Origin of the sequence: Croceibacterium sp. TMG7-5b_MA50, from assembly GCF_039830145.1 — a bacterium.
Taxonomy (GTDB): Bacteria; Pseudomonadota; Alphaproteobacteria; order Sphingomonadales; family Sphingomonadaceae; genus Croceibacterium.
Genome location: NZ_CP156083.1, coordinates 49,690 through 61,595 on the forward strand (window position 1 = coordinate 49,690; position 11,906 = coordinate 61,595).

Annotated in this window: 6 protein-coding genes; all 6 read left to right on the forward strand. The window is 69.1% G+C overall.

What is annotated here, in order from left to right; all coding sequences use genetic code 11:
• The first annotated feature begins 129 nt into the window (after positions 1-129).
• The 6 genes from V5740_RS14050 to V5740_RS14075 are packed head-to-tail and all read left to right on the forward strand — an operon-like array spanning position 130 to position 11,785.
• On the forward strand, positions 130-3,186 hold the full coding sequence (locus V5740_RS14050) for a TonB-dependent receptor (RefSeq protein WP_347304642.1): 3,057 nt from the start codon (positions 130-132) through the stop codon (positions 3,184-3,186).
• A gap of 49 nt (positions 3,187-3,235) precedes the next feature.
• Positions 3,236-4,789 (forward strand): tryptophan halogenase family protein, encoded by a 1,554-nt coding sequence (locus V5740_RS14055; RefSeq protein ID WP_347304643.1) that lies wholly within the window; start codon positions 3,236-3,238, stop codon positions 4,787-4,789.
• Positions 4,786-6,324: a tryptophan halogenase family protein gene (locus tag V5740_RS14060; RefSeq protein WP_347304644.1), complete on the forward strand. Its 1,539-nt coding sequence runs from the start codon at positions 4,786-4,788 to the stop codon at positions 6,322-6,324. The genes V5740_RS14055 and V5740_RS14060 overlap by 4 nt, the downstream gene beginning before the upstream one ends.
• A gap of 15 nt (positions 6,325-6,339) precedes the next feature.
• Positions 6,340-7,917 (forward strand): beta-xylosidase, encoded by a 1,578-nt coding sequence (locus V5740_RS14065; protein ID WP_347304645.1) that lies wholly within the window; start codon positions 6,340-6,342, stop codon positions 7,915-7,917.
• Positions 7,914-9,566 carry a family 43 glycosylhydrolase gene (locus V5740_RS14070; protein ID WP_347304646.1) on the forward strand — a complete coding sequence of 551 codons (1,653 nt, stop codon included), beginning with the start codon at positions 7,914-7,916 and terminating at the stop codon, positions 9,564-9,566. Before V5740_RS14065 ends, V5740_RS14070 begins: the two co-directional genes overlap by 4 nt.
• A 50-nt stretch (positions 9,567-9,616) precedes the next feature.
• The gene (locus tag V5740_RS14075) at positions 9,617-11,785 is read left to right on the forward strand and encodes a hypothetical protein (RefSeq protein ID WP_347304647.1); all 2,169 of its coding nucleotides are present in this window, start codon (positions 9,617-9,619) and stop codon (positions 11,783-11,785) included.
• Positions 11,786-11,906 lie beyond the last annotated feature (121 nt).

Consider the following 11,906-nt stretch of genomic DNA (forward strand, 5'->3'; position numbering starts at 1 on the left):
CAAAATATTTTCTGCAAACGATACCGTCGAGAGGCCTCTGCCAGTTGACGTCGGTTGCGACTCACGTAATGAGAACGCTACCGTTTAATGAGTCAGACAATTAGACTCGCGGTTCAGGGGAGGCTGTTCATGAAGCTTGCACAGGGGCATGGCCGCGGTGTTGCGGGGCTGCGCGCGGGCGCATCCACGATCGCGCTGGCGGCGATCGCGATGACATTCCCGGCCTCCGCCCAGCAGGAGGTGCCGGGTTCGATCGATACTACGCAGGAAGCGGCGCCCGGCGCCGATGTCGGCGAGACGCCTGATAATGGAGACACGATCGTCGTCACCGGCCGCCGCGCCGCGCTGGAGGCGGCGGAGGACCGCAAGCGCCGCAGCGAGACGATCCTCGATTCCATCGTGGCCGACGATGCCGGCCGCCTGCCGGATAATTCGATCACCGAAGTGCTGCAGCGCGTGTCCGGCGTGTCGATCGTGCGCTTCGCCGCCTTGGGCGACCCCGACCATTATTCCGCGCAAGGATCCGGCGTGCAGGTGCGCGGCCTGACCGGCGTGGCATCGCGGCTGAACGGGCGGGAGATCTTCAGCGCCAATGGCGGCCGCGCCATCCTGTGGAGCGACGTTACGCCCGAGCTGATGGCCGCGGTCGACGTTTACAAGGCGTCCACCGCCGACCTGATCGAAGGCGGCACCGGCGGGCAGATCGACCTGCGCACCAAGATGCCGTTCGACTTCGACGATGGTGAGTTCCACCTCGCCGGTACGGCGGAGGTCAGCGCGGGCGACCTGGCGGAGAAGTTCGACCCGATGGCGTCGGTCCTGCTGACGGATTCGTTCGACACCGGCATCGGCCGCATCGGCGTGCTGGCCGACATCGCGTACAGCCAGTTCAGTTCGCTGTCGCAGTTCATCCGCGTGGAACCGTATCTCCGGACCAGGATCGGCGCGCGCGACTATTACGTTCCGGCCGGCTTCACCTATGGCGAGGAGGCGTTCCGCTATCGCCGCAATGGCCTATACGGCGCGGTCCAGTGGCAGCCGAACGACGACCTGACCTTCAGCGCGACCTATTTCCAGACCAAGTACAACAGCCGGTCCAGCGATTACGGTGCGCAGGTCAGTTCGCAGGCGCTGGCCGTCGATCCGGCAAACAGCACGTTCGATGACGACGGTCTGCTGCTGAGGACCGACTCGCTGTTCAACCGCGACACTGCGACGTTCCTGCCCAGCACTTCCCAGGTGAACAGCAGCGGCAACAAGGGATACGTGGACAGCGAGACGAAGACGCAGGATTACTCCCTGTCCTTCATCTGGGATCCGGAGGATGGTCCGCTGAAGATCAGCGGCGCGCTGCAGCGGGTGGATTCGCGCCAGATCTACGACCGGCTCGACATCTTCCGCGAGGTCGGCTTCGGCCTCGGCTTCGGCATGGACCTGACCGGCGACCTGCCGCTGATCACCGTGTCGCCGGGTGTGCGCGACAGCTTCGCCAACCCGGCCAATTACCTCTGGTCGGCGTCCATGCCGCATAACGAGGACAACAAGGGCCGGCTCGACACCGCGCAGCTGGACCTGGAGTACGAATTCGACGACAGCTTTTTCCGCTCCATCAAGGTCGGCGGGCGCGTGGCGGAACGGACCGAGCGCGACTTTGCCAATGGCTACAACTGGGCGGCGCTGGGCCGCGGCTGGAACGGCGATCCGCAGCTGACCTTCGCCAATGCGGCGCCGGGCGATGTCGACCTCTACATCTTCAAGGACTTCTTCCGCGGCGAGACGGCCCTGCCGGGCAATCTGTATTTCGCGACGGAGGAGCTGGCCGCCCGGCTGGACCGGACCGAGCTGACCCAGCCGCCGCCGGCCGGCTTCTGCCCGCCGGGGACGGAGTTCAACTGTTCGGCATCCGGCCCGCTGCCGCGCACCGGTTATGGCGGGGCCGGCGGCATCCGCCCGGTCGGTTTCGTCCTGCCGGACGACCGCGTGGACAACCAGACGATGAACTACGCCGCCTATGCGCTGGCGCGGTTTGGCCCGGAATTCGACGAAGAGGGCATTTCGGGCAATGTCGGCGTGCGTGTCGTGCATATCGAGAACGAGGGCAGCGGCTTCGTCCGCCAGAGCGGCGTCACCTTCATCCGTGATGGCCGCACCTTCACCCTGACGAACTCGGCCGTGCCGCGTGGCGGGAAGGCTGAATTCACGCGGGTGCTACCCTCGATCAACCTGGCCTATTCGCCGACGCCGGACATCAAGCTGCGCGCCAGCTACAACATCACGCTGGACCTGCCGACGTTCAACGCGCTGCGGGCTTCTGGCGGGGTGGGCGTGGCGACCACCAGCAATCCGGTGCAGGGGCAGCCCGGCATCTTCACCAATTTCACTGCCGAGACGGGCAACCCGCTGCTGAAGCCGGCGCTGTCGAACAATATCGACTTTTCGGCGGAGTATTATCTCACCGCCGGCACCTCGTTCCACTTCGCGCCATTCTACAAGCGGCTGACCAACATGCCGATCTTCTCCCTGACGGAGCGGGAGGTGACGGTCGTCTATGCCGACGGCACCAGCGAAACGGCGACAGCGGCAGCGACCGACTACAGCAACGCGGAAGAAGCGGCCGAGGTGAAGGGCTTCGAGGTCGGCGGGCGTTTCTTCCTCGACTGGCTGTCCGGCTTCGTCAGCGGGTTCGGGTTCGAAGGCAACTACACCTTCATCGACAGCAAGAATCCGGGTGACGTGTACCGCGACATCAATGGCCAGATCCGGTCGGACGCGCCGCTGGTGGGCCTGTCGCGGCATAATTTCAACGCCACGCTGCTGTACGAACGCGACCCGATTTCCTTCCGCGTCGCCTATTCCTGGCGGTCGAAATACCTGCAATCGACCAACAGCAACGGCACCAATCCGAGCTTCCCGTATTACAGCGCGCCGGGCGTGGTGACCAACCTGTTGAACGGCACGGCGACGAACACGCAGATCGCGCTGCCGGTCTACGGCGACAAATACGGGTCGCTGGACGCGGGCATCCGGCTGCGGGTGAACGAGAACGTGTCCGTCGGCATCCAGGGCACCAACCTGACCGCCGCGACGCAGCGCACATTGATGGGCGGTTACCCGGGCGGCTTGCGCGGACGCAGCTGGTTCCAGGCGGACCGGCGGCTCAACCTGGGCGTCAACGTGTCGTTCTGATGTGTTAGGAAGGATCGCCGCCGGTTGGCGGTGGTCCTTGGAGGCGGCGATGCGCAAGAAGGTCCTGATCGTCGGCGGCGGTACCGCCGGGTGGCTCACCGCCGGGTACCTGGCCCGGCGGCTAGGCGCCGACCTGCCGGGCGGCGTGGAGCTGCACCTGGTGGAATCGGCGGAGATCGGGACCATCGGGGTGGGGGAGGGGACCTTTCCCACCATCCGCCGGACGCTGGCCACCATCGGCATCGGCGAGGCGGAGCTGGTCAGCCGCTGCGGCGCCAGCTTCAAACAGGGGGCGAAATTCACCCACTGGCGCCACGCGCCGGGCGATCCCGGACCCGACCATTACACGCATCCGTTCCAGAATGCGGAGAGCGCGGGCGGGCTGGACCTGCTGCCATACTGGCTGCTGGGCCATGGCGGCACGGCCAATTGGGACGAGGTGTGCAGCCCGCAGAAGAAGGCCGCCGATGCCGGGCGGGCGCCCAAGCTGCCCAGCCATCCGGACTACACCGCGCCGCTCAACTACGCCTACCACTTCGATGCCGCTGCCCTGGCCGACCTGCTGCGGGACAAGGCGGTGGCGAACGGCGTCACCCACCTGTCGGACCGGGTGACGGAGGTCCGCCTGGGCGATGACGGCGCGATCGCCGGCATCGTGACCGAACGCCACGGCACGCTGACGGCGGACCTTTATATCGATTGCACCGGCTTTCGCGCGGAGCTGATCGGCAAGGCGCTGGGCGTGCCGTACCGCTCGTGCCGCGACGTGCTGTTCTGCGACCGGGCGCTGGCGCTGCAGGTCCCCTATGCCAGCGCCGATGCGCCCATCGCGTCATATACCCTGGCGACGGCGCAGGATGCCGGCTGGGTGTGGGACATCGGGCTGGAGACGCGGCGGGGTATCGGCCACGTCTATTCCTCCGCACATTCGGACGATGCGGCGGCGGAGGCGGCGCTGCGCGCCTATGTCGGCCCCGCCGCCGACCGGCTGGAACCGCGCGCGATCCGCTTCGATGCCGGCTACCGCGAGATCAACTGGCATCGCAACTGCGTCGCCATCGGGCTGTCGAGCGGCTTCTTCGAACCGCTGGAGGCGACCGGCATCGTGTTTTCCGAAGTCGCCGCCGGGATGGTCGCCAACCTGTTCCCGTGGGGCGGCGATCACGAAACCTCCGCCCGGCAGTTCAACGCCAACATGCTGCGCCGGTACGAACGGGCGCGCGACTTCATCAAGCTGCATTATTGCCTGACCGAGCGGCGCGACACGGCGTTCTGGCGCGACAATGCCGAAGCGGCATCCGTGCCGGACAGTTTGCGGGAGCTGATCGAGCGCTGGCGGTTCCGCCCGCCGACGGAGATCGACATCGATGCCAATGTCGACATCTTCACCGAAGCGAGCTGGCAATATGTGTTCTACGGCATGGGCGGGCAGACCGATCTCCGCCCACGCGCGGGCGTGTTCCGCTACGCCGCGGAGGCGCGCGCCGCCTTCGCGCAGGTGGAACGGCAGGCCGCCTACGCCATCGCCAACCTGCCCACCAACCGCGACCTGATCGCCCAGGCGCGCCGCCGCCCGTTCGGCCAGGTGGGCATGGCCGCATGACGCAGCCGCGACCGCTGGGCCGGATCGTCATCGTCGGCGGCGGCACGGCGGGGTGGATGACGGCGGCGGTGCTGGCGCGGCTGGTGCCGGGCGGCACGTCGGTCACGCTGGTGGAATCGGATGCGATCGGCACTGTCGGCGTGGGGGAGGCGACGCTGCCCTCCCTCAGCGACCTGCACCGCCTGCTCGGCATTCAGGAGGACGCCTTCATCCGGGCGACCGGCGCCACCTTCAAGCTGGGGATCGAGTTCGCCGGCTGGGGCGCGGCGGGCACCCGCTACTTCCACCCATTCGGCACGTACGGCCGCGATGCGGCGGGGCTGCCGTTCCATCAGCTATGGCTGCGCAAGCTGGCGCAGGACGGGCCGGCGGCGGCGGGCGGGATCGAGGATTACTGCCTCAGCGCGGTCGCCGCGCGCGAAGGGCGCTTCACCCGGCCGGCGGGGGAGGCGAACGCGGTGCTGGCATCCTTGCGCTACGCCTTCCACCTGGATGCGGGGCTCTATGCCGCGTTCCTGCGCCAATATGCGGAAGGCGGCGGTGTGCGGCGGGTGGAGGGCCGCATCCGGGAAGTCGCGCTGGCGCCCGACACCGGCTGCATCGATGCGGTGGTGCTGGACGACGAGCGGCAGGTCGCGGGCGATTTCTTCGTGGATTGCAGCGGCTTCCGGTCGCTGCTGCTGGGCGGTGCGCTGGGCGTACCGTTCGTCAGCTGGCAGCACTGGCTGCCGTGCGACCGGGCACTGGCCGTGCCCAGCGCCGTCGCGGGTGCGGCGCATCCCTTTACCCGGTCCACCACCACCGGGGCCGGCTGGCGCTGGCGCATTCCGCTGCAGCACCGCGTCGGCAACGGTCATGTCTATGCCAGCGCGTTCACCGACGACGGCGCCGCGGCGGACGCGCTGCTGGCGGGTCTCGACAGTCCCGCCACGGCGGAGCCGCGGCCGATCCGTTTCACCGCCGGCGTGCGCGAGCGGTTGTGGGAACGCAATTGCGTCGCCGTCGGCCTCGCCGGCGGGTTCCTGGAGCCGCTGGAATCCACCGGCATCCACCTGATCCAGTCCGGCATCACCCGCCTGATGAGCCTGCTGCCCGATAGCGGGCACGACCCGGCGGGGCGGGCGCAATACAACAGGCTGCTGCGGGAGGAATACGAGCAGGCGCGCGATTTCGTGCTGCTGCATTATATCGCCGCCGGGCGGCAGGATACGCCGTTCTGGCGCCATTGCCGCGCCACCACGCCGCCCGACACGCTGGCCCACGCGATTGAGCTGTGGCGCGGGCGCGGGCGGGTCATGCCGCCCGCCGGGCACCTGTTCACGCCGCCAAGCTGGGTCGCCGTGCTGCTGGGCCAGGCGGGACCGCCGCAATCATACGATCTGCAGGCCGACCTGCTGCCGGCGGCCGAACTGGCCCGCTTCCTGGCGCATCTGCGCGACGTGATCGGCCGGACCGCCGCCGCCATGCCCGATCACGGGGCTTTCATCGCACGCAACTGCGCCGCCGCTGGCGCGGCGCGCACAATTGCCGCCTGACAGGAGAGAACCGGCATGTTCACCTCGCTCGCATTGCGGCGGATCGCGGCCGCCGCGCTGGCCATCGTGACACTCACGCCGGCAAGCGCGCAGGATGCCGCCCCGGCCCGGCGGATCGAGGTCGACCTGTCCCGCGCGGCGGGGCCGATGGACCGGTCCTTCGACCTGTCGGTCGGATCCGATTACTCGGGCACGCTGCGCCGGCCGGAGAACCTGGCACAGCTCGCCATCGCGGTGGACGAACTGGGTTTCCGCTATGTCCGGTTCCACGACATCTTCCACGACGACCTCGGCACGGTGAAGCAGCAGGATGGCCGCATCACCTATGACTGGGCGGAGCTGGACCGGCTGATCGATGCGCTGCTGGCGCGCAACATCCGACCCTTCGTGGAACTGGGCTTCACGCCGGGCGCGCTGAAGACGTCGGAACAGACGATCTTCTACTGGAAGGGCAACACCTCCCACCCCCGGATGGACGGTTGGGCCGATCTGGTCGACGCCTTCGTCCGCCACGCACGCGAACGCTATGGCGCGAACGAGGTGCGCCGCTGGTATTTCGAGGTGTGGAACGAGCCCAATCTGGCCGGTTTCTGGGAAGGCGCCGACCAGCAGGCCTATTTCGACCTCTATGCCGCCAGCGCGCGCACGATCAAGGCGATCGACCCGCAATTGCGCGTCGGCGGGCCATCCACCGCGGGGGCGGACTGGGTGCCCGAACTGCTCGCCTTCGTGGCGGCGAACGATCTGCCGATCGATTTCGTGACCACGCATACCTACGGCGTCGATGGCGGCTTCCTGGACGAGAAGGGGCAGGACGACAATCGACTGTCCACCAACCCGGACGCGGTGATCGCCGATGTGCGCAAGGTGCGCGGCGAGATCGACGCGACCGCATATCGCGGGCTGCCGCTGTTCTTTACCGAATGGAGCGCCAGCTACAATCCGCGCGATCCGGTCCATGACAGCTATATCAGCGCGCCCTACATCCTATCCCGGCTGCGCGGCACGCAGGGGCTGGCGCAGGGGATGAGCTACTGGACGCATACCGACCTGTTCGAGGAACCCGGCCCGCCGTCCACGCCGTTCCACGGCGGCTTTGGCCTGATGAACCGCGAAGGCATCCGCAAGGCCGCCTGGTTTGCCTACCGCTACCTGCACGAGGTCGAGGGTGACGCGATCCCGCTGACCGATAACGAGGCATTGGCCGCCACGGCGGATGGCGAGACGGACGTGCTGCTGTGGGCCTGGCGCCAGCCGCCGCAGGAGTTGAGCAACCGCCCTTTCTTCACCACCGTGCTGCCGGCCCGGCCGATCGAACCGGCGGAGCTGCAGTTTTCCGGGCTGGCGCCGGGCCGCTACACGCTGACGGTCAGGCGCACCGGGTTCCGGCAGAACGATGCGCACACCCGCTATCTGGAGATGGGCTCCCCCGCCGAACTGGACGCAGCGCAACTGGCGGAGTTGCAGGCGCTGACGCAGGACCGGCCGGAGATCAGCCGCGCGGTCGAGATCGGCACGGACGGGCGCTACAATCTGCGGATCGACATGCGCAGCAACGATGTCGTCCTCGCCACGCTGGCGCCTGGGGCATGAGTTACAACCGCCGCGACACGATCCGTCTGGCGCTGGCTGGCGGCGGCACGCTGGCAGGTGGCGCCCTGCTGCCGCAGGCGCCCGCCGATGCGGCGGGAGCAGCGGCGGAGGCGGGGGGCGCGCCCTTGTGGCGTCCGGGGGTCGAGGGGCAGCGCCGCGCCGACCTCGGCAACGGGACGTACCGCAATCCGGTGCTCGCCGGCGACCGGCCCGATCCCAACGTGCTGAAGGATGGGGAGGATTACTACGCGGCCTTCTCCTCCTTCCTGTATTATCCCGGCGCGCCGATCTGGCATTCGCGCGATCTGGTGAACTGGACCCCTCTGGCCGCCGCGGTGACGATGCCGATCGGCTCCATCTGGGCGCTCGACATCGCGAAGGTCGGCGACACCTATTACATCTACATCCCCGCGCTGGACGATGCCGACCCGGCCCGGCCGCTCAAGACCTATGTCGTCCATGCGCCCAGCATGGCCGGCCCGTGGAGCGATCCCATCGACCTGCATCTCGATGGCATGATCGATCCCGGTCACGCCATCGGGGAGGATGGCGGGCGGTACCTGTTCTTCAACGGCGGCAACCGCGTGCGGCTGAGCGATGACGGCCTGTCCGCGGCCGGCGCGGTGAGCCATGTCTATGATGGCTGGCCGATCCCGGAAGACTGGATCATCGAAGGCTTCGCGCTGGAAGGACCCAAGATCACCCGGCACGGCGGCTGGTTCTACATGTTCTCCGGCCAGGGCGGCACGGCCGGGCCGCCGACCAGCCACATGGTGGTGGTCGCCCGCTCTCATTCCATCGACGGGCCGTGGGAGAACTGTCTGCACAACCCGATCGTGCGCACCGCCAGCCGGGAGGAGCCGTGGTGGTCGCGCGGCCATGCCACGGCGCTGGAGGGGCCGGACGGCCGCTGGTGGCTGGTCTACCACGGATACGAGAACGGTCTGCGCACACTGGGCCGGCAGATGCTGCTGGAGCCGATGGAGTGGACGGCGGATGGCTGGCCGGGCGCCACCGGCGGCGACCTGGGTCGGCCACTATCCATGCCGGGTGCCGGTGGTGGGGACCATGGGCAGGCCCTGTCTGGCTTCGCCCCCGATGCGATCGGGACGCGGCTGACCTTCTGGGCGCCCCGGTCGGGCTATCTGGACCGCGCGCGTATCGCCGATGGCGCGCTGACCCTGTCGACGCAGGGGACCGGGCCTGCCGACGCCTCCCCGCTGCTGTTCGTCGCGGGCGACCGGTCTTACGAGATCGAGGTGGAGGTGGCGATCGAGGGCGACACGCAGGCGGGCCTGCTGCTGTTCTACAACGAGAAGCTGTTTTGCGGCCTCGGCCTCGGCACCGAACGCCTGCATGCCTGGCGCATCGGGCAGGAGGAGCGCTGGCCGCCCGGCGCGCCGATCGATGCGCCGCGCCTGTTCTTGCGGCTGGTGATGGAGGAGAACGTCGTCACCTTCCTCCACAGCCCCGACGGGCGCCGCTGGACCAAGGAGCGGTCGTACGAGGTGGGCGGCTACAACCACAATGTCGCGGACGGCTTCCTGAGTCTGCGGCCCGGCTTCTACGCTGCGGGGCAGGGGCGGGCGACCTTCCGCGGGCTGACCTATCGTGCCCTGGCCGATGTAGAGGACGTGGTGCGGGCGTGAGGTATCGGCGTCGATGGCCCATCGTTGCGGCGCTGGCCTTGCTGTCGCCGGTGCCGGCCATCGCCCAGGCGGGCGAAACCGCTTACGAATGGCGTAACGTGGTGGTGGGCGGCGGCGGCTTCGCGCCGGGGATCGTGTTCAGCCCGGTCGAGCGTGGCCTCGCCTATCTGCGCACCGACATGGGCGGCGCCTATCGCTGGGATGCGACGGAGGCACGCTGGCTGCCGCTGCAGGACGGCGAGGCGGTGTCGAGCTTCATGGGCATCGAGAGCATCGCCCCCGATCCGGTCGATGCCGATGTGGTCTATCTGGCGGCGGGCATGTCGGCGCGCGGGGCGGCGGCGATCTTCCGCTCCGCCGACCGTGGCGCCACCTGGCGGCGTACGCGCGTGCCCTTCGCCATGGGCGGGAACGAGGATGGGCGCGGCATGGGCGAACGGCTGGCGGTCGATCCGCACAACACTGCCACCCTGCTGTACGGGTCGCGGCACGACGGGTTGTGGCGCAGCGACGATGCCGGCGAACATTGGGGCAAGGTGGCGGGCTTCCCGCTGGTCGGCCTCGGCCTGCCGGATCGGCCGCGCACCACGCATGGCGGCCTGTCCTTCGTCCTGTTCGACCGTGCCCGACCGGGCCGGATCGTCGTCGCCAGCGCCGATCCCGGCACGCAGCACCTGTTCCGATCCGACGATGGCGGCGCCACATGGCAGGCGGTCGCGGGCGGCCCGCCCGGCGATCTGTTCCCGGTGAAAGGCGTGATCGGCGGCGACGGGGTGCTGACCGTCACCTATTGCGACGCGATCGGTCCCAACGGCATCCGCCGCGGCGCCGTCTGGCGGCTGGACCTGGCGAGCGGGAGCTGGACCGATGTGACTCCGCTGAAGGGCGCGGCAGTGGTGCCGGGCGGGTATATGGGGCTGGCGGTCAGCGCCACTGACCCGCAGGTGATCGCGGTCGGCACGGTCAACCGCTACCGTCCGGGCGACACACTATGGCGCAGCGCCGACGGGGGCCGCAGTTGGAGCGAGCTGTGGCGGCGCAGCACGCGCGATGTCGCCGCCACCCCGTTCCTGGCGTTCGACGATCCGGAGCCCGATTTCGGCCACTGGATCGCGGGGCTGGCGATCGACCCGTTCGATCCGGACCGGGCCGCCTATGTCACCGGCGCGACCACCTACGCCACCGATGCGTTCGGCGATCCCGGCACGATGCGCTGGGCTCCATGGACGCGGGGCATCGAGCAGACCGCGATCATCACGCTGGTCAGCCCCACCGGCGGCGCGCCGCTGGTGTCCGGCTTCGGCGATCTGGGCGGGTTCCGGCACGACGATCTGCGCGTGTCGCCGCCGCGCGTGCATCTCCACCCGTTCCTGACCAACACCAATTCGCTCGATTATGCGGGCGCGGCCCCGCAGGTGATGGTCCGCAGCGGCAACACCCATGCGCCGACCGTGCCCGACACCTCGCTCGCCTGGTCGGGCGATGGCGGGGCGAGCTGGTCGCCCCTGCGCCTGCCGGCGGAGGAACGGGCCGCCGGTGCGCCGCCGCTGCCGCAAGAAACGGGCAGCGCCGCGATCACCGTCTCCGCCGATGGCAGCGCCTTCGTGGTGGAGACGCTGGCACCGCTGGTCACGCGCGACCGGGGGCGGAGCTGGTCCGCGATCGCCGGCCTGCCTGCCGGCACGCGGGTCACGGCGGACAAGCAATCGGCCCGTCATTTCTACGCCCTCGACTTCGCCGCGGGCGACATCCTGCGCAGCGAGGATGCCGGCGCCTCCTTCCACCCCATCGGCAGCCGCGGCCTGCCGGCGGACCTCACCCCCGCACAGGCGACGGGGCGGGAAGCGGCCAATCCGCTGGTGGCGGTGCCGGGCAGCGCAGGCGCACTGTGGCTGCTGGTGGGGAGCGACCTCTACCGTTCCACCGATCACGGCGCCGGTTGGACGCAGGCCAGCCGCGATATCCGCATCCGCCGGTACGGCCTGGGGCAGGCGGCGCCGGGCAGCGCGTGGCCCGCGCTCTATGCCATTGCGGAGCAGGGCGGGCAGGACGGCATCTACCGATCGCTGGATGGTGGCGGGACGTGGCGGCGGATCAACGACGACGCGCATCAATGGGGCCTGCGCCTGCGCGTCATCAGCGGCGATCCGCGCCGGTTCGGCCGCGTCTATGTCGGGACGGACGGGCGCGGGATCATGTATGGCGACCCGCTGCCGTAGCGGTCGGGCCGCGTCCGACTTGCTCCCGTGCCGCTCGCCGTCGCATAGGGCGATGCCGACCGGGGCACCACAAGGAGTCGCAATTGCCATGGCCTGCCACAGCAAGCTTCCGTTCCCGCAC

Excerpts from the sequence above, each read along its gene's own strand:
- V5740_RS14070 (WP_347304646.1), top strand. The coding sequence starts at position 7,914 with ATGAGTTACAACCGCCGCGACACGATCCGTCTGGCGCTGGCTGGCGGC.
- V5740_RS14055 (WP_347304643.1), top strand. The coding sequence starts at position 3,236 with ATGCGCAAGAAGGTCCTGATCGTCGGCGGCGGTACCGCCGGGTGGCTC.
- V5740_RS14065 (WP_347304645.1), top strand. The coding sequence starts at position 6,340 with ATGTTCACCTCGCTCGCATTGCGGCGGATCGCGGCCGCCGCGCTGGCC.
- V5740_RS14050 (WP_347304642.1), top strand. The coding sequence starts at position 130 with ATGAAGCTTGCACAGGGGCATGGCCGCGGTGTTGCGGGGCTGCGCGCG.
- V5740_RS14060 (WP_347304644.1), top strand. The coding sequence starts at position 4,786 with ATGACGCAGCCGCGACCGCTGGGCCGGATCGTCATCGTCGGCGGCGGC.